Consider the following 23,384-nt stretch of genomic DNA (forward strand, 5'->3'; position numbering starts at 1 on the left):
GACGGCTGCGCCGCGGACGAGTCCGCCGGTTGGCTCCGATGTGTACAGTCCAGTTTCCAAACCGTGGAGATCAGTTGATGATTTACGAAGGTAAAGCCATCACGGTTAAGGCTCTTGAGGGCGGTATCGTCGAACTGAAATTCGACCTCAAGGGTGAGTCCGTCAATAAATTCAACCGTCTCACCCTGAATGAGCTGCGTGGCGCAGTCGAAGCCATCAAGGCCGACGCTTCGGTCAAGGGCATTATCGTCAGCAGCGGCAAGGACGTATTTATCGTCGGCGCCGATATCACCGAATTCGTCGACAACTTCCAGCTGTCCGACGAAGAACTGATGGCCGGCAATCTCGAAGCCAACAAGATCTTCAGCGCATTCGAGGACCTCGAAGTCCCCACAGTCGCCGCGATCAATGGCATCGCCCTGGGTGGGGGGCTGGAAATGTGCCTGGCCGCCGACTACCGCGTCATGAGCGTCAACGCCAAGATAGGCCTGCCGGAAGTCAAACTGGGCATCTACCCAGGCTTTGGCGGCACCGTGCGCCTGCCGCGCATCATCGGTACCGACAATGCCATCGAATGGATCGCCTCCGGCAAGGAAAACAATGCCGAGGACGCGCTGAAAGTCGGCGCTGTCGACGCCGTCGTTGCGCCTGAGTTGCTGCAGGCCGGCGCCCTGGACCTGGTCAAGCGTGCCATCGCCGGCGAGCTGGACTTCAAGGCCAAGCGCAAGCCCAAGCTGGAGAAGCTGAAGCTCAACGCCATCGAGCAGATGATGGCCTTCGAGACCGCCAAGGGTTTCGTCGCTGGCCAGGCCGGACCGAACTACCCGGCACCGGTCGAAGCTATCAAGACCATCCAGAAAGCGGCCAACTTCGGTCGCGACAAGGCGCTGGAAGTCGAGGCCGCTGGTTTCGTCAAGCTGGCCAAGACCCCGGTCGCTGCCAGCCTGATCGGACTGTTCCTGAATGACCAGGAACTGAAGAAGAAAGCCAAGTACTACGACGAGGCTGCCAAGGACGTGAAACTGGCTGCCGTGCTCGGCGCCGGTATCATGGGTGGCGGTATCGCCTACCAGTCCGCGGTGAAGGGCACTCCGATCCTGATGAAGGACATCCGCGAGGAAGCCATCCAGCTCGGCCTGAACGAGGCCAGCAAGCTGCTGGACAAGCGTGTCTCCCGTGGCAAGCTGCCGGCCGCCAAGATGGCCCAGGCGCTCAACGCCATTCGCCCGACCCTGTCCTATGGTGATTTCGCCAATGTCGACATCGTGGTCGAGGCCGTGGTTGAGAACCCGAAGGTCAAACAAGCCGTACTGGCTGAAGTGGAAGGCGTGGTGAAAGAGGACGCAATCCTGACCTCCAACACCTCCACCATTTCGATCAGCCTGCTGGCCAAGGCGCTGAAGCGTCCGGAAAACTTCTGCGGCATGCACTTCTTCAACCCGGTACACATGATGCCGCTGGTGGAAGTGATTCGTGGCGAGAAATCCGGCGAAACTGCAATCGCCACCACCGTCGCCTACGCCAAGAAGATGGGCAAGACCCCGATCGTGGTCAATGACTGCCCTGGCTTCCTGGTCAACCGCGTGTTGTTCCCGTACTTCGGTGGCTTCTCCAAGCTGCTGGGCTTCGGTGTCGACTTCGTGCGCATCGACAAGGTGATGGAGAAGTTCGGCTGGCCCATGGGCCCGGCCTACCTGTCCGACGTCGTCGGCATCGATACCGGCCACCACGGCCGCGACGTGATGGCCGAAGGCTTCCCGGATCGTATGGCGGTTGAGGGCAAGACTGCCGTTGACGCCATGTACGAGGCTAACCGCCTGGGCCAGAAGAACGGTAAGGGCTTCTACTCCTACGAGATGGACAAGCGTGGCAAGCCGAAGAAAGTCACCGACCCGGCGGCCTATGAAGTGCTCAAGCCGATCATCATCGAGCAGCGTGAAGTCACGGACGAAGACATCATCAATTTCATGATGATCCCGCTGTGCCTGGAAACCGTTCGCTGCCTGGAAGACGGCATCGTCGCCACCGCTGCCGAGGCCGATATGGGCCTGATCTACGGCATCGGCTTCCCACCCTTCCGCGGTGGTGCGCTGCGCTACATCGATAGCATCGGCGTGGCTGAGTTCGTAGCCCTGGCCGACAAGTATGCCGACCTGGGCGCGCTGTATCACCCGACCGCCAAGCTTCGCGAAATGGCCAAGAACGGCCAGAAGTTTTTCGGCTAATTGAGCGAGAGTGAAGAATATGAGCCTGAATCCTAGAGATGCAGTCATTGTCGACTTCGGCCGCACCCCGATGGGTCGCTCCAAGGGTGGCATGCACCGCAATACCCGCGCCGAGGACATGTCCGCGCACCTGATCAGCAAGCTGCTGGAGCGCAACACCAAGGTCGATCCGGCCGAAGTGGAAGATGTGATCTGGGGCTGCGTGAACCAGACCCTGGAGCAGGGCTGGAATATCGCGCGCATGGCGTCGCTGATGACTCAGATCCCCCACTCCAGCGCTGGACAGACCGTCAGCCGTCTGTGCGGTTCCTCCATGAGCGCCTTGCACACTGCCGTGCAGGCTATCCAGACCGGCAACGGCGACGTATTCGTGGTCGGTGGCGTGGAACACATGGGGCACGTTGGCATGATGCATGGCGTCGACCCGAACCCGCACCTGTCCCTGTACGCGGCCAAGGCCTCGGGCATGATGGGCCTGACTGCCGAGATGCTAGGCAAGATGCACGGCATCAGCCGCGAAGCCCAGGACCAGTTCGGTCTGCGTTCGCATCAGTTGGCGCACAAGGCTACTGTCGAAGGCAAGTTCAAGGATGAAATCATCCCGATGCAAGGCTTCGACGAGAATGGCTTCCTGAAGGTGTTCGACTTCGACGAGACCATCCGTCCAGAGACTACCCTGGAAAGCTTGGCTGCCCTGAAGCCGGCGTTCAACCCGAAAGGCGGCACTGTGACTGCGGGTACTTCGTCGCAGATCACCGACGGCGCTTCCTGCATGATCGTCATGTCCGCCCAGCGTGCCCAGGGCCTGGGTATCCAGCCGATGGCTGTCGTGCGCGCAATGGCGGTGGCAGGTGTTGACCCGGCGATCATGGGTTACGGCCCTGTGCCGTCGACCCAGAAGGCGCTCAAGCGTGCCGGCCTGACTATCGACGACATCGACTTCCTCGAGCTTAACGAAGCCTTCGCCGCCCAGGCTCTGCCGGTGCTGAAGGACCTCAAGCTGCTCGACAAGATGGAGCAAAAGGTCAACCTGCATGGTGGCGCCATCGCCCTGGGTCACCCGTTCGGCTGCTCCGGTGCGCGTATCTCTGGCACTTTGCTGAATGTGATGAAGCAGAACGGCGGTACCCTCGGCGTGTCGACCATGTGTGTCGGCCTTGGTCAGGGCATCACCACCATCTTCGAGCGCATCTAAGCACTAAGAAGATGAAAAAACCGGGGCCTTGTGCCCCGGTTTTTGCTTTATTGAGGAAAATGCGTCGAAAAGGCTGGCCTGCGAACGCCTGAATCGGCACCATGCGCAACTTTTGCGGCTTAGGCCATCGTTATCACTTCGAGGGAACCATGAGCTTGCAGCCAGGACTTTATCGTCATTACAAGGGGCAGGAGTATCGCGTCATCGGTACTGCCCGGCACTCGGAAACCGAGGAAGAGCTGGTGGTCTACCAGGCCCTGTATGGTGAGTTCGGGCTTTGGGTGCGGCCATTGAGCATGTTTACCGAAACGGTGCAGGTGGACGGCGAACAGATTGCGCGCTTCGCTTTGGTGAGCGCTGAAGCCGATCTCTTTCCGCGGCCCTGAGGGCTGCACGGTTCGAGGTGCGCTTGACCGGGCCTCGCTGGCCACTATATATAGCGGTGCCGCGACAGGCGGCTGCCGCCTTTTACTTTTTACATTCAGGAACAAACCGATCAATGGGCAAATCGCTGGTCATCGTGGAATCCCCGGCCAAGGCCAAGACCATCAACAAGTACCTGGGCAACCAGTACGTGGTGAAGTCGAGCATCGGCCATATCCGTGACCTGCCTACCAGTGGTTCGGCCAGTGCGAGCAAGGAGCCTGCCAAGCGCGGCAAGGCTGCGGCCGAGGCGCCGGCACTTTCTCCCAAGGAGAAGGCCAAGCGGCAGTTGGTCGCGCGAATGGGCGTAGACCCCGAGCACGGCTGGAAGGCCAAGTACGAGATCCTGCCTGGCAAGGAAAAGGTGATCGAGGAGCTGCGGCGCCTCGCCAAGGATGCTGACACAATCTATCTCGCAACCGACTTGGACCGCGAAGGGGAGGCCATCGCCTGGCACCTGCGGGAATCCATCGGCGGTGAAGACAGCCGCTACAAGCGCGTGGTGTTCAACGAAATTACCAAGAAGGCGATCCAGGAGGCGTTCTCCCGGCCCGGGGAGCTGGACATCAACCGTGTCAACGCCCAGCAGGCGCGTCGTTTCCTCGATCGCGTAGTCGGCTATATGGTTTCGCCCCTGCTTTGGCAGAAGATTGCCCGTGGCCTGTCCGCCGGCCGAGTGCAGTCGGTCGCGGTCAAGCTCGTTGTGGAACGCGAGCGCGAGATCCGCGCCTTCGTCCCGGAAGAATACTGGGAAGTGCATGCCGATCTCGGCACTGCCAAGGGCGCCAAGGTGCGTTTCGAAGTGGCGCGGGAGAATGGCGAGGCCTTCAAACCGGTCAACGAAGCCCAGGCCATGGCGGCCCTTGAGAAGCTCAAGGCTTCCTCGTACAGCGTCACCAAGCGCGAAGATAAGCCGACCTCCAGTCGTCCGTCCGCGCCGTTCATCACGTCCACCCTTCAGCAGGCAGCGAGCAACCGCCTGGGCTTTGGCGTGAAGAAGACCATGATGATGGCCCAGCGCCTCTACGAGGCCGGCTACATCACCTATATGCGTACCGACTCGACCAACCTCTCGGCCGACGCCATCGGGATGGTCCGTGGCTTCATCGAGGGCGAGTTCGGGCAGAAATATCTGCCGGCCAAACCAAACGTATACTCCAGCAAGGAAGGCGCCCAGGAGGCCCACGAGGCGATCCGGCCTTCTGACGTGAACCTGCGTCCGACGCAACTTTCCGGCATGGAGCGAGATGCCGAGCGTCTCTACGACCTGATCTGGCGCCAATTCGTCGCCTGCCAGATGCCACCGGCGGAATACCTGTCCACCAGCGTCAGCGTTTCAGCTGGCAAATTCGAGCTGCGTGCCAAGGGCCGCATCCTCAAGTTCGACGGTTACACCCGCGTCCTGCCACAACAGAGCAAGCCGGGCGAAGACGATGTGCTGCCGGAGATGAGCGAAGGCGAACTGCTCGAATTGCTGAAGCTGGACCCCAGTCAGCACTTCACCAAGCCGCCGGCGCGTTACTCCGAAGCCAGTTTGGTAAAGGAGCTGGAAAAGCGCGGCATTGGCCGTCCGTCTACTTACGCCGCGATCATTTCGACCATCCAGGAGCGTGGCTACGTCACGGTGCATAACCGCCGTTTCTATGCCGAGAAGATGGGCGATATCGTCACCGAACGGCTCAATGAAAGCTTCGCGAACCTGATGGACTACGGCTTTACCGCCGGGATGGAAGAGCATCTGGACGACGTGGCCCAGGGGGAGCGTGACTGGAAGCACCTGCTCGATGAGTTCTATGGTGACTTCAGGACGAAGCTGGAGCTCGCCGAGGGCGCGGAAAAAGGTATGCGCGCCAACCAGCCAACCCTGACCGACATTCCCTGCCGCGATTGCGGTCGGCCGATGATGATTCGCACGGCCTCAACCGGTGTGTTCCTGGGTTGCTCCGGCTACAGCCTGCCGCCGAAGGAGCGCTGCAAGGCTACCGTCAATCTGGTGCCGGGCGACGAGATCGCTGCTGATGACGAGGGTGAGTCCGAGTCCCGCGTTCTGCGCGGCAAGCATCGCTGCCCAATCTGTTCGACTGCGATGGATGCCTACTTGCTGGACGAGACCCGCAAGCTGCACATCTGCGGCAACAACCCGGATTGCTCGGGCTACGAGATTGAGCAGGGCCAGTACCGCATCAAGGGCTATGAAGGTCCAAGCCTTGAGTGTGACAAGTGCGGCAGCGAGATGCAGCTCAAGACGGGTCGTTTCGGTAAGTTCTTCGGTTGCACCAATGCCAGTTGCAAGAACACGCGAAAGCTCCTCAAGAGCGGTGAGGCAGCTCCGCCGAAGATCGATCCGATCCGCATGCCGGAGCTGAAGTGCGAGAAGGTCGACGACATCTATGTTCTGCGTGACGGAGCTTCCGGCCTGTTCCTGGCGGCCAGTCAGTTCCCGAAAAACCGCGAGACCCGCGCTCCGCTGGTGATGGAGCTGATCCCCCATAAGGACGAACTGGATGCGAAGTACCATTACTTGCTGGATGCGCCGAAGAAGGATCCCGAAGGGCGCCCTGCGGTGATCCGCTTTAGTCGCAAGACCAAGGAGCAGTACGTGCAAACCGAGGTCGAGGGTAAGCCTACCGGCTGGCGCGCCTTCTACGACGGCGGCAAGTGGAAGGTCGAAGACAAGCGTTGATCGGTTGTTGCGCGCCCGGCACAGCCTTGCTGGGCGCGCATATACTGCTTGAGTTCCCTTTGGAGGGCGCCGTCATGGCCCACGAACGTTATACTCGCACGAATCAGAAACTGTTCTTTGCCGGCCTGTCCCTGGAAGCTTGGCGCAAGGCCGAAGAGGCGCGGGCAATGAATGCCCAGGCCGTGGTTCAGGCAGAGCGGGAAGCTGCGCTGTTCCATCTTTACGGTGCTTTGCTCGGGCTCTGTCATGAGATTGCCGGTTACTACCGGTTGTCCGAAGCTGATGAACCAAGGGTCGAGTCGCTGCTCAAGCCCGAAGTGCTGGCGGCAGCCCCTTGCCCTGAGCTGAGTGAGTTGCTTGAGCTTGCCCAGAACCCTGAAACCTGGCTTGCCCAGTTGCTTGATTCTTACGCTGCGCTGTTCCAGCCGCCGCAGGCCCCTAAGGTTGCAAAGGTCGACCCGACGTTACCCCTCATTCCGACTGTGAAGGCCGAGGACGCGGCTGATGCTGCGCCTTTGAGCCCTGCAACGCTTGAAGAATGGCGGCAGAGCCTGAAGGGCCTTGCGCTTCGCTTCCGGGAAAGCCTCAGCGAATGCTGATTTGATCGGCGGGCTAGGGCGCGAGAGTGGCTGGCTGTTACAATAGCCACCTTTCGTGGAGATCAAATCTTATGCCTACGTCCTTTCTGGAAATCGTCGAGTTGCCCGACGGGCGCATTATCCTGCGTCGGGCTGAGGACGAGGAGGCGCTTGTAACGCTGGACTTTTCCTCTGACGCCAAAGCCTTCCTCCAGGGGCACCATCTGGAGATTGCGAAAGCCATGCTCAATGTCGGTGTTCAAATGGCCGGTCGTCTGGCTGAAGGCGAAATGGACCACGAAGAGGGTCCGCGCGTCCTTCACTGACACCGTGCTTGATCCGGCAGCAGGTTGATCATTAGTGGAGCTGGTTACAGCTTGATGTCAGCCGGGCGCAGCAGAACGCTTTTGACACGCTTATCCCAGCAAGATGTTCAGGCTTTGTGCGCTGCCTTGGCGCGCGGCGTGAGCAAGTTGCTGTCGAGCCTTTGCGCTCAAGCGAATCCAGCTGACTACAGTATGGCTGCGGCCCAGGCGTAGGGCTTCGCAGGCCAGTTCCAGTGCGCTCTGCTCTCCACGAGACTGCAGGAGCAGGATGCGTTCGCGATTCAGGCCCGATTCGCGCAGCCAGGCCTGGGTCAGGCTAGGTGGGGCGTCGATCAGGGTCAGCCAGCGAGCATCCAGCTCCTCGCTCAGCTCGCGGAGTATAGAGGCCAGCAAGTGCCGGCAGTGGCCGGAAGCGCCTCTAAGCGACAATTCGCTGAAGGCTTCTGGCTCGTTCTGAGGCGGACTGCTCTCAATCTCTGTCAGGATCGGGGCAGCAGGATTGGCTAGGATGGCATCGTGGAACAGTGGAAGCTGAGACCGGCCGAGCGACTGCGGGAACTGCATGGAGCCTCCTTTAGCGGCGAATTACGCCGACACTCAAACCTTCGATCACCAGATCCTGTTGATCCAGATCTACCTCGATGGGGGCAAACTCGGCATTTTCTGCGATCAGCCAGACCTTGTCGCCATCGCGCCTGAAGCGCTTGACCGTTACCTCGTCATTCAGCCGTGCCACGACAACCTGGCCGTTGCGGACCTCGCGAGTGCTATGGACTGCCAGGAGGTCTCCATCAAGAATGCCGATGTCCTTCATGCTCATGCCGTGGACACGAAGCAGGTAGTCGGCGCGAGGATGGAAGAAGCCCGGGTTGATACGGCAAGATTCTTCGATGTTCTGTTGCGCCAGGATAGGGGCGCCTGCCGCTACGCGACCCACCACGGGAAGTCCGTCTTCTTCGTTGTTTCCAGGCTCGAAGCCGGGGATGCGGATCCCGCGTGATGCGCCGGGCGTCATCTCGATGGCGCCCTTGCGAGCCAGCGCCTTGAGGTGTTCCTCGGCAGCATTGGGGGATTTGAAGCCGAGTTCCTGAGCGATTTCCGCTCGGGTCGGTGGGAAGCCGTTGTCTTCAAGGCAGCGCTTGATGAATGCGAGAATCTCGGCTTGGCGGGGCGTCAGTTTCAGCATGGCGGCGCTCTGTTTTTTTATACAGTGACTGGAATTATATACAGTGCTTGGCGCTTGGCAATGCTTCTTTCTTCGATTGTTGCGCGGGGCTCTCTGAGTGTGGACGAAAGAGGTGTACCGTCCGCGGCATTCCGGGCGTCTTTTACGGGCGGTGCCAGCCTTGTATGACCATTGCGTCAGATACTGAAGGGTCCGACTTGACAAGTGGCGGTTATGAAACGTATGTTTCAAACAAGTGTTTGTCAGGCGGAGGAGCCATGGCCCAGTCGGAAACCGTCGAACGCATCCTTGATGCTGCGGAACAGCTGTTCGCGGAGAAAGGCTTCGCCGAAACCTCGCTGCGCCTGATCACCAGCAAAGCCGGGGTCAACCTGGCTGCAGTGAATTACCACTTCGGTTCGAAGAAGGCCCTTATCCAGGCAGTATTCTCGCGTTTCCTCGGTCCTTTCTGCCAAAGTTTGGAGCGCGAACTAGACCGTCGCCAGGCCAAGCCTGAGAACAAGGCGAGCCTTGAAGAGTTGCTGGAGATGCTGGTCGAGCAGGCGCTTGCGGTCAAGCCTCGAAGTGGAAACGACCTATCGATCTTCATGCGCCTGCTGGGCTTGGCATTCAGTCAGAGCCAAGGTCACCTGCGCAAGTACCTTGAAGAAGTCTATGGAAAGGTTTTCCGTCGTTACATGCTGCTGGTGAACGAGTCCGCGCCAAAAGTTCCACCGCTGGAGCTTTTCTGGCGGGTGCATTTCATGCTCGGCGCTGCTGCCTTCAGCATGTCCGGTATCAAGGCGCTCCGTGCCATGGCAGAGAACGATTTCGGGGTCAACACCTCGATCGAGCAGGTCATGCGTTTGATGGTGCCGTTCCTTGCGGCTGGCATGCGTGCCGAGACTGGGGTGTCTGACGAGGCGCTGGCCAAGGCAGTGCTCAAACCGCGCAACAAGACTGCGACCACGCCTGTAAAGGTCTGAGGCTATGGGCGCGGGAGGTCTGATCGGCTAAGCTTGCGGCCCATGCGCCAGCTAGATCTCCTGTACATATCACTTGCCGACCAACAGCTGTACGGATTCTCTGCCGGACAGCTTCTAATTCGCCTGCCTGTTTCCACTGCGCTTAACGGCCCGGGGGAGCTCAATGGCTCCGGTTGTACTCCGCGCGGCCTTCACCAGATAAGAGCCAAGATTGGCACCGGGCTGCCCTTGGCGGCTGTGCTGCGCGGGCGGCGCTGGACCGGGGAGGTCTGGAGTGCGGAGTTGCACGGGCAGTTTCCGGGGCGTGACTGGATACTCACCCGAATTCTCTGGCTGAGTGGTTGCGAGCCTGGTCAGAATCGCCTGGGCAACGTCGACAGCTTCCGGCGATACATCTACCTTCATGGCACCCCGGACAGTGAGCCGATGGGCGTGCCACGATCCCACGGCTGCATTCGCTTACGCAATGCCGATATGTTGGAACTCTTTGACCTTGTACCCGTCCACTGTGCGGTACGCATCGATGAAGCGCCGTGTCCGGATTGGGCGGCGGCCACACTCTCCTAAGGATTTTCCATGCAAGGTTCCTTGATGCTGGATATCGGCGGCACTTGGCTGACCGCTGAAGATCGCCAGATCCTGCGTCAGCCGGAAGTCGCCGGCTTGATCATCTTCGCCCGCAATATTGAACATCCTCGCCAGGTTCGTGAATTGTGCGCTTCTATTCGTGCGATTCGCCCTGACCTCATCCTGGCGGTCGATCAGGAAGGTGGTCGCGTGCAGCGGCTGCGACAGGGTTTCTTGCGGTTGCCGGCGATGCGCGCATTGGCCGACAACCCGAATGCTGAGCAGCTTGCCGAACAGTGCGGCTGGTTGATGGCTACCGAGGTATTGGCTGCCGGACTCGATATCAGCTTTGCGCCGGTGCTTGACCTGGATCATCAGCGAAGCGCAGTGGTCGGGAGTCGAGCGTTCGAATCAGATCCGGGCCGTGTGACGCGCCTGGCGGCTGCCTTTATCTGTGGCCTGCGTAGCGCTGGCATGGCGGCAACTGGAAAGCACTTCCCTGGACATGGCTGGGCCGAGGCCGACTCTCACGTGGATATTCCGACTGACGAGCGCAGCCTTGAGCAAATTCGGCAATGCGACCTGGTTCCCTTCGCGCGCTTGGCCTCGAAGCTGGACGGCATGATGCCGGCCCACGTCATCTATCCTCAGGTCGATTTGCAGCCTGCCGGTTTCTCTAGGAGGTGGCTGCAGGACATCCTGCGCGGTGAGCTTAAATTCTCTGGTGTCATTTTCAGCGATGATTTGTCCATGGCCGGCGCCCATGTGGTGGGTGATGCAGCTGCACGTATCGAGGCGGCGCTGTCCGCTGGCTGCGACATGGGGCTGGTGTGCAATGACCGTGGCGCTGCTGAGCTGGCGCTTTCGCGTCTGCAGCAGCTTGGCGTCAAGCCCGCGCCAAGTCTGGTACGGATGCGCCGCCGGGCCTTCCCGGGCACCGAATATCGCCAAGACCCGCGCTGGCTGCAGGCCGCTGCAGCATTGCGTGAAGCCCAGTTGATCGATTGAGGAACCAACATGACCGTCTACGCCATCATTGGTGGTACTGGGCTGACCCAGCTCGAAGGCCTGAGCATGAAAGCCTTGCTCAACCCGGAAACGCCTTATGGCGCGCCCTCTGCGGGTATCGTTCATGGCGAGTACGCCGGGCGTGATGTGCTGTTCCTGGCTCGCCATGGCCATCCTCACCGGATTCCGCCGCACCAGGTCAATTATCGGGCCAACCTCTGGGCGCTGAAGCAGGCCGGTGCACAGGCCGTCATTGCGGTGAATGCTGTAGGTGGGATTCATCCGGCCATGGGTAGCGGGCATTTGGCTGTGCCGCATCAGGTGATCGATTACACCCACGGTCGCATCGGGACCTTTTTCGAAGGTGATCTTGACCATGTCACTCACATCGATTTCAGTCACCCCTACGATGAGGCGCTGCGCCGCAAGCTACTGGCGGCGCTGAATGCGTGCGATTACCCGCACAGTGATTTCGGGGTATATGGCTGCACCCAAGGTCCGCGCCTGGAAACAGTGGCGGAGATCGTTCGTCTTGAACGTGATGGTTGTGACCTCGTCGGCATGACCGGTATGCCCGAGGCGGCGCTGGCTCGTGAGCTGAATCTGCCATATGCCTGCTTGTCGCTGGTGGTCAACCCGGCTGCGGGCAAGTCTGATGGCATCATTACCATGGAAGAGATCGAGGCAGCCCTGGCCGAGGGCATTGACAAGGTGCGCAACGTCCTGGCGTATCTGCTCAAGGGCTGAGAGTTGTAGGGTGGGATGGGCATTGGGGGATGCCCGTCAGCTGCTTGTGGTTGTTGCTTGCAGTCGGTTTGGGCGGTCGCCCCATGCTGCGCGGCTGCTGGGGGCCAGGCTCAATTGAGACGGGGCAGGGGGGCCAGCAGGGCTTCGATGTCGTCCTCCTGAAGCCGCCAGTCCTCCTGGCCGCGTCCGTCTAGGACGCCCTGGGCCAGCGCGGCTTTTTGCGCCTGCAGTTGCTGGATCTTCTCTTCCACGGTTCCCCTCGAAATCATCCGGTAGACGAATACCGGCTTTTCCTGGCCGATCCGGTAGGCGCGATCCGTGGCTTGCCGTTCGACGGCGGGATTCCACCAGGGATCGTAGTGGATCACGGTGTCTGCTGCGGTCAGGTTCAGGCCCGTACCGCCGGCTTTCAAACTGATCAAGAACAGTGGTACTTCACCGCTCTGGAAGCGTTTGACCGGGTTCCGCCTGTCCCGGGTATCGCCTGCGATCCGCACATAGTCTATGCCGCGTTTGTGCAGTTCTGCCTCGATCAGTGCGAGCATGCTGGTGAACTGGGAGAACAGCAGCACGCGGCGACCTTCGTCGAGCAATTCCTGCAGCATCTCCAGTAGGCTATCCAGCTTGCCCGAGCTGCTGCCCCGAGTCCTGGCACCAGGTTCTTCGATCAGTCGAGTGTCGCAGCAGACCTGTCGCAGCTTGAGCAGGGCCTCGAGGATGATGATCTGGCTGCGGGCCAGACCTTTGCGGCCGATTTCGTCGCGGACCTTGGTGTCCATCGCGAGTCTCACGGTTTCGTACAAATCGCGCTGGCGGTCGCTAAGCTCGACCCATTGGGTTATTTCGGTCTTGGCAGGCAATTCCGTTGCGACGGATTCCTTACTGCGCCTGAGCAGGAATGGCTTGATGCGGGCGGTGAGGTGGCTCAGTCGTGCGCTGTCACCGTGCTTTTCGATTGGTATGCGGTAGTTGTGATTGAAGTGTTTGCTGTCGCCCAGCCAGCCGGGCATCAGGAAGTGAAAGAGCGACCAGAGCTCGCCCAGATGATTTTCCAGGGGTGTACCGGTTAGGCACAGGCGCTGACGGGCTTCCAGCTGGCGCACGGCCTGTGCGGCCTTGCTGTTCGGGTTCTTGATGTATTGCGCTTCATCGAGGATGAGTACATGTAGCGGGAGCGCTTTGAGCTGCTCCAGGTCGCGGGGCAGTATTGCGTAGGTGGTCAGCAGCAAGTCGTGTTCTGCCAGTTGATCGAAAAGCTTCTTCCTGCCGGGCCCGTGCAATGCCAGTACGCTTAGGCTCGGAGCGAATCGCGCGGCCTCGTCCTGCCAGTTGGGGATCAGGCTGGTCGGCATGACGACTAGTGCAGGGCGCTCCAGGCGTCCCGCTTCCTTCTCCGTGAGCAGGTGGGCGAGTGTCTGGAGCGTTTTGCCCAGACCCATGTCGTCGCCCAGGATACCGCCTGCCTCGACCTCCCGGAGGGTCTGCAGCCAGGCCAGTCCTTCTTGCTGGTAGTGGCGAAGCTCAGCCTTGAGTCCCGCTGGTGGTCGAATCGGAGTTGTGTTGCTGTCACGCAGTCTGGCTGCAAACTGGCGCAGCTGTTCTCCGCCTTGCCACTGGAGATCAAGAGACTCCAGCAGGCTCAGTCGTGCGGCGTCAGGTCGGCCGAGACGAATCGCCTGGCTGGGTTCCTGATCGCGCAGGTAAAGCTCGCCCAGCGTCGCCAGCAGTGGCTTGAGTCGGGCAAATGGCAGCATCACCTGCAGCGGACGGCCGTCGGATTCCCGGAGTGCATCGAGTTGCAGGCGTAGCTGCTCGTCGTCCTTGTGTTTCTGGAGGTGGTTTGGGTCCAGCAGTTCCGGATTGCGCTGGATAAGCCTGAGCAAGACCGGGAGCAAGCTGATTCGACGTCCTTCGACGACGATGCCGAGCTCCAGGTCGAACCAGTCGTGGCTGGGTGTTTCGTCAACCTCGGCGTACCAACCTTCGACCTGGCTGAGATCGAACTGGAATCCGGGGCGGATCTCGATCTGCCAACCAGCTTCCCGCAGCGCTGGGAGTCGATGCCTCATGAAGTCCAACCAATGCTCGTCGCTGGGCAGCTCGAACATCTCGCCGCTGTTGGCCGGCAGCGCCTGGCTCTGTCGCAGGGATTCCTTGAAGCCCAGCTGGCGGAGGTTGTCGCGCAACTGCTGTTCGACCTTGGATTGGCGGGCGATGGCGATGCGCTCGCCGTTGATTCGATGCTTGAGGCGTTCGGGCTTGGTGGTCTTTCCGTGGGTCTGCAGGCCTGCGTAATCGAATGTCAGGCCGGCACGGTGCTGTTGGCTGCCCACCATGCGTCCACTGCGCAGGTCGTATTGGCTCTGGGCGTGGCTGCCCAGGGTCAGGTGGGGAGTTGGCATGATGTCGTCCACTTGGCGCACTTCCATGGGGGCTGGACTTGCAGCGGGGAGTGCGTCCTCTGGAAGCGAAAGCAGGTAGGTGAGGGTGGCGACACAGTGTTTGCAGTTGTAGCTGACTGGGCAGCTGCAGCGGCCGACTACGCCCAGCCCGCGCGGGGCGAGGCGTATCAGCTGCGTATAGCGCTTGCCGGCCGAGCCTTCACAGCTGCTCTCGACGGTCGTCTCGCCAAGGCTCAGCAGGCGAACCCGGTCCTGTCGGGCGTAGTCCAGGCCGCGGCTCAGGGCGCCTTGGTCGAAATCAAGGCGCCAGTCCAGCTGCCGCAGTTGGTCGAGCAGGGCGCTCATGACGCCTTAGAGCGGGCTGACGCGGATCAGGATGCCGAGGCTGGAGTGGTCCAGATAGGTCAGCTCGCCATTCTTCAGACGGGTGGTCTGGTGGATGCGCTCGCTACCGCTGAGCAGGCCGTCGGCGTCGAACTGATTGACCCAGAAATCGGTGCGGGCCTCGATATTGCGGTCAATGCTCAGGATCAGGGTACCTTCCACCGGGAAGTGGCCCAGTTGCTGGTTGCCCGAGGTCACGGATACAGTGCTTGGAGCGGTGGAGATGTTCTGTGACCAAGCCTTGTGGAGCAATACCTGGTAGCCCTTGGATGGGTCGAGTTTGGCAGCCTCCCCGTCCAGCGCCGTTCCGCGCTCGCTGCCTTCGATACTCTGGCTGCCATTTGCCCAGTCATCGGGGGCGGGTTGGCTGGATGGAATGGGCTCGCCGGCCTGGCGGAACAGGATCATTTCGACTTGGTAGAGGCCGTCGGCAAAGGCTGCGGGCGCGAACAGGGCGATCAGTAGGGCGAAGTAACGGATGGCACGCATGGATTGTTCCTTGTAATGACTATGTTTCCGGAGGCTACTGCTGTTGGGGCGCCAGACGTTCGAACAGCGCCTCCAGTGTATTGAAGCGTTCGTCAAGGCGTTCCATGGGGGCCTGGAACTTGAACAGGGTGGCTCCTTCGAACTTGTAACGCTTGGGTTGGCCCTGGATCAGCTTGATCAGCACCAGGGGATCGACGCAGGTATCGGCGGCGAACTCGATGCGTCCGCCTTGGGGGCCGGCGTCGACCTTGCGGATGCCAAGCTTCTCGGCCTGGAGCTTGAGTTGGGTCAGGCGAACCAGGTTCTTGGTGGGTTCTGGAAGCAGGCCGAAGCGGTCGATCATCTCCACTTGAAGTTCTTTCAGACCCTCTTCGTCCGCTGCCGAAGCAATGCGCTTGTACAGGATCAGGCGGGCGTGGACATCCGGGAGGTAGTCCTCTGGGATCAGCGCTGGCAGGCGCAGGTTGATCTCGGGGCCGCCGCTGAGCGGCTGCTCCAGGTTGGGTTGTTCGCCCTTTCGGATGGCCTTGACGGCGCGTTCGAGCATTTCCATGTAGAGGGTGAAACCCACCGCCTGGATCTGGCCGCTCTGGCCTTCGCCCAGCAATTCGCCGGCGCCGCGGATCTCCAGGTCGTGGGTGGCGAGGACGAATCCGGCACCGAGATCCTGGGCATTGGCGATGGCCTCGAGGCGCTTCTGGGCATCGTCAGTCATCTGCTTGCGCGGTGGTGTCAGCAAGTAGGCATAGGCCTGGTGGTGACTGCGCCCGACCCGACCGCGCAGCTGGTGTAGCTGAGCCAGGCCGAATTTGTCGGCTCGCTCGATGATGATGGTGTTGGCGCTGGGGACGTCGATGCCGGTTTCGATGATGGTCGAGGCTACAAGCACATTGAAGCGCTTGTGGTAGAAGTCGCTCATCACTTGCTCCAGCTCGCGTTCGCGCATCTGGCCGTGACCGACGGCGATGCGTGCTTCGGGCACCAGCTCAGCCAGTTCGGCGGCGCACTTCTCGATACTCGCCACTTCGTTGTGCAAGTAATACACCTGGCCACCACGCAGCAGTTCGCGCAGCAGCGCCTCTTTCACGACAGGCTGCTGGCGCTCCATGACAAAAGTGCGCACGGACAGGCGGCGGGCCGGCGGTGTGGCGATGATGGAGAGGTCGCGCATGCCGGCGACGGCCATGTTCAGGGTGCGTGGTATCGGTGTGGCGGTGAGGGTGAGGATGTCTACTTCGCTGCGCAGTGCCTTGAGCTGTTCTTTCTGGCGTACGCCGAACCGGTGCTCTTCGTCGATGATCACCAGCCCGAGGTTCTTGAACTTGACATCGCCCTGCAGCAGCTTATGGGTGCCGATGACGATGTCCACCTTGCCTTCTGCCAGTTGCTGCACGGCACCGTCGACTTCCTTGGCCGACTTGAAGCGGCTCATGACCTCGACGGTCACGGGCCAATCGGCAAAGCGATCACGGAAGCTGTTGTAGTGCTGCTGGGCGAGCAGGGTAGTAGGGACCAGGACGGCAACCTGCCTGCCGCTATGCACGGCAACGAACGCCGCGCGCATGGCAACTTCCGTCTTGCCGAAGCCAACGTCGCCGCAGACCAGGCGGTCCATTGGCTTGGGTGCAAGCATGTCCGCCACCACGGCTTCGATGGCCGTCTGCTGGTCTGGGGTTTCTTCGAAGGGGAAGCCGGCGGCGAACGTGGCGTAGTCGGCCTTAGGGTCGGTGAAGGCAAAGCCTTCGCGGGCAGCACGACGGGCATAGATGTCGAGCAGTTCGGCAGCGACATCGCGAACCTGCTCGGCGGCCTTGCGCTTGGCCTTCTGCCAGGTTTCCGAGCCCAGGCGGTGCAGGGGCGCGAGGGCGTCGTCGCTGCCTGTGTAGCGGGCGATCAGGTGCAGGCTGGCGACAGGCACGTAGAGTTTGGCGTCCTCGGCATACTGGAGCGCGAGGAATTCTGCGGCCTGGCCTTCGATTTCCAGCGTGATGAGTCCCAGGTAGCGGCCGACACCGTGGTCGATGTGTACCACGGGTGCACCCTCGCGCAGTTCGGCGAGGTTCTTGATGACGTTGTCGCCGGCATCGCCCCGACGTTCGCGGCGGCGGCGCTGCATCACGCGCTGGCCAAACAGCGGGCTTTCGGCGATCAGGGCCAAGCCTGGATCGTCGAGCAGCAGGCCTTCGTCCAGCGGTGCGATGGTAATGGCGAAACGTTCGTCACTGGCGACGAAGGTGGACCAGCCATCGACTTCCTGAGGGCGCAGCTTGATGCGTGCGAGCAACTCGAGCAGGACTTCGCGGCGCCCCGCAGACTCTGCACTGAAGAGGACGCGGCCGGGGAAGTCGTCGAGGAAGCGGCGCAGGGCCGCGAGGGGTTCCGTGGCCTTGGCCTGGATCGCCAAGTCGGGCAGGGCGCGGGCGGAGAAACGTTCGCGGCCAACACCGGGCTCGATGTCGTCCTGGCTGAGCACCAGGCGTGGGGAGCCTTTCAGGCGGGCGAAACAGTCTTCCACCGGCAGGAATAGCTCTGCTGGCGGGACCAGTGGGCGTTCGGGGTCGACCCGGCGATCTTCGTAACGGTTACGAACATCATTCCAGAATTGCTCCGCAGCCTGCTCGATGCCCGGCAGGGAAAAGACCTGGGTGTCCTGCGGCAGATAGTCGAAGAGGGTCGCAGACTCTTCGAAGAACAGCGGCAGATAATACTCGATACCGGCAGGGGTGATGCCGCTGGCCAGGTCCTGGTAGATGGGGCAGCGACGGAAGTCGACGTCGAAACGTTCACGGAAGCGACCGCGAAAATCAGTGACAGCCTTCTTGTCCAGTGGGAATTCCCGAGCCGGTAGCAGGCGGATTGATTGGACCTTGTCGATGGAGCGCTGTGTTTCGGGATCGAAGGTGCGCAGCGTCTCGATTTCGTCATCGAACAGGTCGATGCGGTAAGGTTGTTCGCTACCCATCGGGAATAGGTCGATCAGGGCGCCGCGTACTGCGAACTCGCCATGTTCATAGACCGTGTCCACGCAGCGGTAGCCGGCTGCCTCGAGGCGCAGGCGCATCTCGTCCACGGCCAGCTTCTGGCCCACGTCCAGTACCAGGCTCGAGCCCAGCAGGAAGCGTGTTGGCGCTAGCCGGTGCAGGGCGGTGGTGATCGGGACCACCAGCACGCCGCGCTTGACGCCCGGCAGCCTGTAAAGGGTGTCGACACGCTGGGAGATGATGTCCTGGTGCGGCGAGAACTGGTCGTAGGGCAGGGTTTCCCAGTCCGGGAAGTGCAATACGGCGAGGTCTGGGGCGAAGAAGCCGAGCTCCTGCTCCAGGCGCTCAGCACTCTGGCTGTCGGCGGTGAGCAGCAGGGTGAACCGCTGGGTGGCACTGGCGGCTTCGGCGATCGCCAGGCTGAGTGTGGCACCGGGCAAGTTGCCCCATTGCTGTTTGCCAGCGGCAGCTGGGAGGGGCGGTAGACGCAATACGGACACGGGCAAGATGGCTCCGGTCGGAAAAAGGATCAGCGGATTGTAACTATCCCGACTAGCGGATGTCAGTCTTCAAGCCGCTGCTGATTGCCGACGCCTGCATGCGCCGTCATAATGTAGCCCCTTTTTTCATCCCCTACATGTGGAAGGTACTGCCCGTGACTCAGAAGCCCGACCAGTGTCTCGGTGAATGGATCGATCGTGAAGCCCTCGCGGAAGCCATGATTCCGATGATTGGCCAGCTCTATCGCAACAACAACGTTGTGACTTCGATCTATGGCCGTGGCCTGATCAACCGCTCCGTGATTGCCATCCTCAAGGCTCACCGCTTCGCGCGCCACCGTCTGGCTGAAGAAGCCGGGCTGTCCGTGCACGAAACCTTCCCGATCCTCAAGACTATGAGCGAGCTCAAGCTGGGCGCCGCTTCGGTCGATCTTGGCAAGATGGTTGCCAAGTTCAAGGAAGAAGGTAACGGCCGCAGCATCGAGCAGTTCACCAAAGACGAGCTGGCCGATGTGGTTGGCAAGCAGAACGGGGCCGCCCGCGAGGGTACCGACGTTGTGCTCTACGGCTTCGGTCGTATCGGTCGCCTGCTGGCTCGCATCCTGATCGAGAAGACTGGCGGTGGCGATGGTCTTCGCCTGCGCGCAATCGTTGTTCGCAAAGGCGCGGAAAACGATCTGGTCAAACGCGCCAGCCTGCTGCGTCGCGATTCGGTGCACGGCCCGTTCGATGGCACCATCGTCATCGATGAAGAGAACAACACGCTGACTGCCAACGGCAACCTGATCCAGGTGATCTACTCCAACGACCCGGCGTCCATCGACTACACCCAGTACGGCATCAAGAATGCCCTGCTGGTGGACAACACTGGCAAGTGGCGCGATGCGGAAGGGCTGGGTCAGCACCTCAAGTGCCCAGGCATCGATCGCGTTGTCCTGACCGCTCCGGGTAAAGGCGCGCTGAAGAACATCGTTCACGGCATCAACCATGGCGACATCTCCGCCGATGACAAGATCATCTCCGCGGCTTCCTGCACCACCAACGCCATCGTGCCGGTGCTGAAGGCGGTGAACGACCAGTACGGCATCATCAATGGCCACGTCGAAACCGTTCACTCGTATACCAATGACCAGAACCTGATCGACAACTTCCATAAAGGCAGCCGCCGTGGTCGCAGCGCTCCGCTGAACATGGTGATCACCGAGACGGGGGCAGCCACCGCAGCCGCCAAGGCCCTGCCGGTGTTGAAGGGCAAACTGACCGGAAATGCCATTCGCGTTCCGACGCCGAACGTCTCCATGGCCATTCTCAACCTGAACCTGGAGAAGGCCACCACCCGCGACGAAATCAACGAATACCTGCGCCAGATGGCCATGCATTCGGATCTGCACAAGCAGATCGATTACGTCAGCTCGCAGGAAGTGGTGTCCTCTGACTTCGTCGGTTCCCGTCACGCTGGCGTGGTGGACGCCGAGGCAACTATCTGCAACGACAACCGGGTTGTCCTCTACGTCTGGTACGACAACGAGTTCGGCTACAGCTGCCAGGTCGTACGCGTGATGGAGGACATGGCTGGTGTCAACCCGCCGTCTTTTCCGCGCTGAGCTGCAGTAAAAGAAAAACGGGAGCTCTCGGGCTCCCGTTTTTTATTTTTGGGTCTGTAATCGGTTAACACGTATCTCGATTGGGAACTCCCTGATGGAAGGACATCACCTGCACACCGGTCCGCTCAAGCGTGGACTTAAGAACCGCCACATCCAGCTGATCGCGCTCGGTGGCGCCATCGGTACCGGCCTGTTCCTCGGCTCTGCTGGCGTGCTCAAGTCGGCCGGCCCTTCGATGATCCTTGGTTATGCAATTGCAGGCTTCTTTGCTTTCCTGATCATGCGCCAACTGGGCGAAATGATCGTGGAGGAACCGGTTGCTGGTTCGTTCAGTCATTTTGCGCACAAGTACTGGGGCGGCTATGCGGGCTTCCTTTCCGGCTGGAACTACTGGGTGCTTTATGTGCTGGTGGGCATGGCCGAACTGACGGCCGTGGGCAAGTACATCCAGTTCTGGTGGCCGGAAGTGCCAACCTGGGCGACGGCTGCGGCTTTCTTCGTGCTTATCAATCTGATCAACCTGGCCAATGTGAAGGCATTCGGCGAGACCGAGTTCTGGTTCGCCCTGATCAAGGTGGTGGCCATCATCGGCATGATTGTGCTCGGCGTCTACCTGCTGGTCAGTGGTGAGGGTGGGCCCCAGGCCGCGGTCAGCAACCTCTGGAGCCATGGCGGCTTCTTCCCCAATGGTCTTGAAGGCCTGGTGATGGTGCTGGCGATCATCATGTTTTCATTCGGGGGCTTGGAGTTGATCGGTATCACTGCCGCTGAGGCGAGCGAGCCGAAGAAAGTGATCCCTAAAGCGATCAATCAGGTCATCTATCGCATCCTGATCTTCTACATTGGTGCCCTCAGCGTGTTGCTGATGCTCTATCCGTGGGACAAGCTGCTGGAGACCCTGGGTGCTGCCGGTGACCCCTATAGTGGCAGCCCTTTCGTGCAGATCTTCTCCCTGATCGGCAGCGATCTGGCGGCGCACATCCTCAACTTCGTGGTGCTCACTGCGGCTCTGTCCGTCTATAACAGCGGTGTCTACTGCAACAGCCGGATGCTTTACGGCCTGGCCGAGCAGGGTGATGCCCCGAAAGCGCTGATGAAGGTCGACTCGCGTGGTGTGCCGGTTCTGGCGATCGGTCTATCGGCGCTGGTCACGCTCCTGTGCGTGGTGGTCAACTATCTGGCTCCGCAGAAAGCACTGGAACTGCTGATGGCCTTGGTGGTGGCGGCCCTGGTAATCAACTGGGCAATGATCAGTCTGTCGCACTTGATGTTCCGGAAGGCCTTGCAGGCCAGAGGTGTCGAGCCTTTCTTCAAGTCTCTGTGGTATCCGGTCAGCAACTACCTGTGCCTGGCATTCGTTGCGCTGATCCTTGCCGTGATGCTGATGATTCCGGGCATCAACGTTTCGGTTTATGCCATTCCCTTCTGGCTTGGGTTCATTGCTATCTGCTACTTCTTCAAGCGTTCAGCGAAAGGTACGGTTGCGCAGCGATGAAGAAACGGGGGCTTTCGCTCCCGTTTTTTTTGAGTGGTTCTGCGGTGGGTTTGCGATGGTTGGACAGTCGTTAAAGGACCAGGCATGCTCATTTGTTACTTAATATCCGGGAAAACAATGGCTTGGCTGGCCATGCAGGTAATCCGCTCTCTATAATCTCTCGCCTAATTCGCCCAGATCCCGATTTGTACGTCGCGCCTACCCAATGGTCGGCGCGATCTGTTCTATTTTTGCCTGCGGGTGAAAAGCGATCTCTGGGCAGTCATTCAGTGTCAGGCGAAACCTATGATTAGAGTCAAAAGAGGATTGAACCTGCCGATAGCAGGGGAGCCGACGCAGCGGGTCGAGGATGCTCGCCCGGTTCGCAGCGTTGCCGTCATCGGCTTCGATTATCACGGCATGAAGCCCACAATGGAGGTCCAGGTAGGCGATCGAGTCAAGCTCGGTCAGCCACTGTTCTCCGACAAGAAGACGCCCGGTGTGGTCTTTACTGCTCCCGGAGCAGGCGTTATCAGCGCAATCCATCGTGGCGAGAAGCGAGTCCTGCAGTCGGTGGTCATCGACCTCGCGGGGGACGACGAGGTCCACTTCAACCAGTTCAGCATCGGCCAGCTGGACTCGCTGGATGCCCAGCAGGTGCGCGATAATCTGGTCCGATCCGGGCTCTGGACTGCGCTGCGTACCCGGCCCTTCAGCCTTATACCTGCAATCGATTCGACGCCCAGTTCTATCTTTGTGACCGCCATCGACACACATCCGCTGGCTGCGGATCCGCGGGTGGTAATCGGTGAGCATGCCGCTGACTTCGAGCATGGCTTGAAGGTCCTCTCGCGCCTTGCGCGGGTGTTTCTCTGCAAGGCCGAAGGCGCGAGCCTGCCGGGTGAGGGGTTGGCCCAGGTCCAGGTTGAAAGCTTCTCTGGACCACATCCGGCTGGTTTGCCGGGCACCCACATCCACTTCCTGGATCCGGTCAGCGCGAGCAAGTGCGTCTGGCACATCGGCCATCAGGACGTCATCGCCATAGGCAAGCTGTTCACTACCGGTCGCCTCTGGGTCGAGCGCGTGGTGGCCTTGGCCGGTCCCGCAGTCAATCAACCGCGCCTGTTGCGTAGCCGCCTGGGCGCGAGCCTGGAAGAGCTCACCGCTGGCGAGCTTGGGTCCGGTAACAACCGCGTCGTATCAGGTTCCCTGCTGGGTGGCCGTACCGCACATGGTCCCTTCGCCTTCCTGGGGCGCTATCACCTGCAGGTGTCTTGCCTGGGCGAGGGCAACGACCGTGAGTTCCTGCACTACCTGCGTGCAGGCGTGAACAAGCATTCGATCCTGAATATCTTCGTGTCCAGGCTGATGGGGGCTCGCAAGTTCGCTTTCAGCACGTCCACCAATGGCAGCCCGCGCGCCATGGTGCCGGTAGGTAACTACGAGGCGGTCATGCCGTTGGACATCCTGCCCACCCAGCTGCTGCGCTATCTGATCGTCGGTGATACCGAGATGGCGCAGAAGCTAGGCTGCCTGGAGCTCGACGAAGAAGATCTGGCGCTGTGCAGCTATGTCTGCGCGGGCAAGTACGAGTACGGCCCGATCCTGCGGGATAACCTCAGTCGTATCGAGAAGGAGGGCTAGGCC

18 protein-coding genes are annotated in these 23,384 nt (G+C 60.6%); 13 read left to right on the forward strand and 5 right to left on the reverse strand.

The window, feature by feature from the left end; genetic code table 11:
• Positions 1 to 77: 77 nt before the first annotated feature.
• The 6 genes from fadB (at position 78) to J7302_RS03360 (ending at position 7,430) form a co-directional block, all read left to right on the forward strand.
• Entirely contained in the window at positions 78 to 2,225 is a 2,148-nt protein-coding gene (gene fadB / locus J7302_RS03335; protein WP_215370189.1) for a fatty acid oxidation complex subunit alpha FadB, read from the forward strand.
• Between the two features lie 19 nt (positions 2,226 to 2,244).
• Positions 2,245 to 3,420, forward strand: coding sequence for an acetyl-CoA C-acyltransferase FadA (fadA, locus tag J7302_RS03340; RefSeq protein ID WP_215370192.1), 1,176 nt, complete (start codon positions 2,245 to 2,247; stop codon positions 3,418 to 3,420).
• Between the two features lie 149 nt (positions 3,421 to 3,569).
• Positions 3,570 to 3,806, forward strand: coding sequence for a DUF1653 domain-containing protein (locus J7302_RS03345; protein ID WP_215370780.1), 237 nt, complete (start codon positions 3,570 to 3,572; stop codon positions 3,804 to 3,806).
• Positions 3,807 to 3,919: 113 nt separating this feature from the next.
• Complete coding sequence (gene topA, locus J7302_RS03350; protein ID WP_215370195.1) at positions 3,920 to 6,526, forward strand: type I DNA topoisomerase; 2,607 nt, start codon at positions 3,920 to 3,922, stop codon at positions 6,524 to 6,526.
• A gap of 74 nt (positions 6,527 to 6,600) precedes the next feature.
• Positions 6,601 to 7,125 carry a DUF6586 family protein gene (locus J7302_RS03355; RefSeq protein WP_215370198.1) on the forward strand — a complete coding sequence of 175 codons (525 nt, stop codon included), beginning with the start codon at positions 6,601 to 6,603 and terminating at the stop codon, positions 7,123 to 7,125.
• A 71-nt stretch (positions 7,126 to 7,196) separates the two neighbouring features.
• Positions 7,197 to 7,430 (forward strand): hypothetical protein, encoded by a 234-nt coding sequence (locus J7302_RS03360; protein ID WP_215370202.1) that lies wholly within the window; start codon positions 7,197 to 7,199, stop codon positions 7,428 to 7,430.
• 90 nt (positions 7,431 to 7,520) lie between these two features.
• Here J7302_RS03360 and sulA read toward each other — a convergent pair whose 3' ends face one another.
• Together sulA and lexA are read right to left on the reverse strand one after the other, a co-directional pair.
• Positions 7,521 to 7,994, reverse strand: coding sequence for an SOS-induced cell division inhibitor SulA (sulA, locus tag J7302_RS03365; protein ID WP_215370205.1), 474 nt, complete (start codon positions 7,992 to 7,994; stop codon positions 7,521 to 7,523).
• Between the two features lie 10 nt (positions 7,995 to 8,004).
• Positions 8,005 to 8,616 (reverse strand): transcriptional repressor LexA, encoded by a 612-nt coding sequence (lexA, locus tag J7302_RS03370; protein WP_215370208.1) that lies wholly within the window; start codon positions 8,614 to 8,616, stop codon positions 8,005 to 8,007.
• Positions 8,617 to 8,873: 257 nt separating this feature from the next.
• On the opposite strand from lexA, the gene J7302_RS03375 reads away from it, so the two are divergent.
• The 4 genes from J7302_RS03375 to J7302_RS03390 are packed head-to-tail and all read left to right on the forward strand — an operon-like array spanning position 8,874 to position 11,903.
• The gene (locus J7302_RS03375) at positions 8,874 to 9,581 is read left to right on the forward strand and encodes a TetR/AcrR family transcriptional regulator (protein ID WP_215370212.1); all 708 of its coding nucleotides are present in this window, start codon (positions 8,874 to 8,876) and stop codon (positions 9,579 to 9,581) included.
• A 42-nt stretch (positions 9,582 to 9,623) separates the two neighbouring features.
• Complete coding sequence (locus J7302_RS03380; protein WP_215370215.1) at positions 9,624 to 10,148, forward strand: L,D-transpeptidase; 525 nt, start codon at positions 9,624 to 9,626, stop codon at positions 10,146 to 10,148.
• Between the two features lie 9 nt (positions 10,149 to 10,157).
• On the forward strand, positions 10,158 to 11,156 hold the full coding sequence (gene nagZ / locus J7302_RS03385; protein WP_215370218.1) for a beta-N-acetylhexosaminidase: 999 nt from the start codon (positions 10,158 to 10,160) through the stop codon (positions 11,154 to 11,156).
• Positions 11,157 to 11,165: 9 nt separating this feature from the next.
• Entirely contained in the window at positions 11,166 to 11,903 is a 738-nt protein-coding gene (locus J7302_RS03390) for an S-methyl-5'-thioinosine phosphorylase (RefSeq protein WP_215370221.1), read from the forward strand.
• Between the two features lie 110 nt (positions 11,904 to 12,013).
• On the opposite strand, the gene J7302_RS03395 is transcribed toward J7302_RS03390, so the two are convergent.
• From J7302_RS03395 to mfd, 3 genes are read right to left on the reverse strand one after another with little or no spacing between them, the layout of a single operon-like run.
• A complete protein-coding gene (locus J7302_RS03395; RefSeq protein ID WP_215370223.1) occupies positions 12,014 to 14,650 on the reverse strand; it encodes a DEAD/DEAH box helicase in 2,637 nt (878 codons plus the stop codon).
• Between the two features lie 6 nt (positions 14,651 to 14,656).
• Positions 14,657 to 15,178, reverse strand: a complete 522-nt coding sequence (locus J7302_RS03400; protein ID WP_215370226.1) for a CsiV family protein — start codon at positions 15,176 to 15,178, stop codon at positions 14,657 to 14,659.
• A gap of 34 nt (positions 15,179 to 15,212) precedes the next feature.
• Positions 15,213 to 18,659 carry a transcription-repair coupling factor gene (gene mfd, locus J7302_RS03405; protein WP_215370784.1) on the reverse strand — a complete coding sequence of 1,149 codons (3,447 nt, stop codon included), beginning with the start codon at positions 18,657 to 18,659 and terminating at the stop codon, positions 15,213 to 15,215.
• Positions 18,660 to 18,796: 137 nt separating this feature from the next.
• On the opposite strand from mfd, the gene J7302_RS03410 reads away from it, so the two are divergent.
• The 3 genes from J7302_RS03410 to J7302_RS03420 all read left to right on the forward strand — a co-directional run bounded on the left by J7302_RS03410 (position 18,797) and on the right by J7302_RS03420 (position 23,381).
• On the forward strand, positions 18,797 to 20,263 hold the full coding sequence (locus tag J7302_RS03410) for a glyceraldehyde-3-phosphate dehydrogenase (RefSeq protein ID WP_215370787.1): 1,467 nt from the start codon (positions 18,797 to 18,799) through the stop codon (positions 20,261 to 20,263).
• Positions 20,264 to 20,357: 94 nt separating this feature from the next.
• Positions 20,358 to 21,758, forward strand: a complete 1,401-nt coding sequence (locus J7302_RS03415; protein WP_215370229.1) for an amino acid permease — start codon at positions 20,358 to 20,360, stop codon at positions 21,756 to 21,758.
• 285 nt (positions 21,759 to 22,043) lie between these two features.
• On the forward strand, positions 22,044 to 23,381 hold the full coding sequence (locus tag J7302_RS03420; RefSeq protein WP_215370233.1) for a Na(+)-translocating NADH-quinone reductase subunit A: 1,338 nt from the start codon (positions 22,044 to 22,046) through the stop codon (positions 23,379 to 23,381).
• Positions 23,382 to 23,384: the final 3 nt, after the last annotated feature.

It is taken from the genome of Metapseudomonas boanensis, assembly GCF_018704125.1.
Classification (GTDB): Bacteria; Pseudomonadota; Gammaproteobacteria; order Pseudomonadales; family Pseudomonadaceae; genus Metapseudomonas; species Metapseudomonas boanensis.

Bases quoted from the DNA above. Each gene is read 5' to 3' on its own strand.
- topA (WP_215370195.1), top strand. From the start codon at position 3,920: ATGGGCAAATCGCTGGTCATCGTGGAATCCCCGGCCAAGGCCAAGACC.
- fadA (WP_215370192.1), top strand. From the start codon at position 2,245: ATGAGCCTGAATCCTAGAGATGCAGTCATTGTCGACTTCGGCCGCACC.
- sulA (WP_215370205.1), bottom strand. From the start codon at position 7,994: ATGCAGTTCCCGCAGTCGCTCGGCCGGTCTCAGCTTCCACTGTTCCAC.
- J7302_RS03380 (WP_215370215.1), top strand. From the start codon at position 9,624: ATGCGCCAGCTAGATCTCCTGTACATATCACTTGCCGACCAACAGCTG.
- J7302_RS03400 (WP_215370226.1), bottom strand. From the start codon at position 15,178: ATGCGTGCCATCCGTTACTTCGCCCTACTGATCGCCCTGTTCGCGCCC.
- J7302_RS03345 (WP_215370780.1), top strand. From the start codon at position 3,570: ATGAGCTTGCAGCCAGGACTTTATCGTCATTACAAGGGGCAGGAGTAT.
- J7302_RS03355 (WP_215370198.1), top strand. From the start codon at position 6,601: ATGGCCCACGAACGTTATACTCGCACGAATCAGAAACTGTTCTTTGCC.
- J7302_RS03395 (WP_215370223.1), bottom strand. From the start codon at position 14,650: ATGAGCGCCCTGCTCGACCAACTGCGGCAGCTGGACTGGCGCCTTGAT.
- J7302_RS03375 (WP_215370212.1), top strand. From the start codon at position 8,874: ATGGCCCAGTCGGAAACCGTCGAACGCATCCTTGATGCTGCGGAACAG.
- J7302_RS03390 (WP_215370221.1), top strand. From the start codon at position 11,166: ATGACCGTCTACGCCATCATTGGTGGTACTGGGCTGACCCAGCTCGAA.
- J7302_RS03420 (WP_215370233.1), top strand. From the start codon at position 22,044: ATGATTAGAGTCAAAAGAGGATTGAACCTGCCGATAGCAGGGGAGCCG.
- J7302_RS03360 (WP_215370202.1), top strand. From the start codon at position 7,197: ATGCCTACGTCCTTTCTGGAAATCGTCGAGTTGCCCGACGGGCGCATT.
- J7302_RS03415 (WP_215370229.1), top strand. From the start codon at position 20,358: ATGGAAGGACATCACCTGCACACCGGTCCGCTCAAGCGTGGACTTAAG.
- fadB (WP_215370189.1), top strand. From the start codon at position 78: ATGATTTACGAAGGTAAAGCCATCACGGTTAAGGCTCTTGAGGGCGGT.
- lexA (WP_215370208.1), bottom strand. From the start codon at position 8,616: ATGCTGAAACTGACGCCCCGCCAAGCCGAGATTCTCGCATTCATCAAG.
- J7302_RS03410 (WP_215370787.1), top strand. From the start codon at position 18,797: ATGTGGAAGGTACTGCCCGTGACTCAGAAGCCCGACCAGTGTCTCGGT.
- nagZ (WP_215370218.1), top strand. From the start codon at position 10,158: ATGCAAGGTTCCTTGATGCTGGATATCGGCGGCACTTGGCTGACCGCT.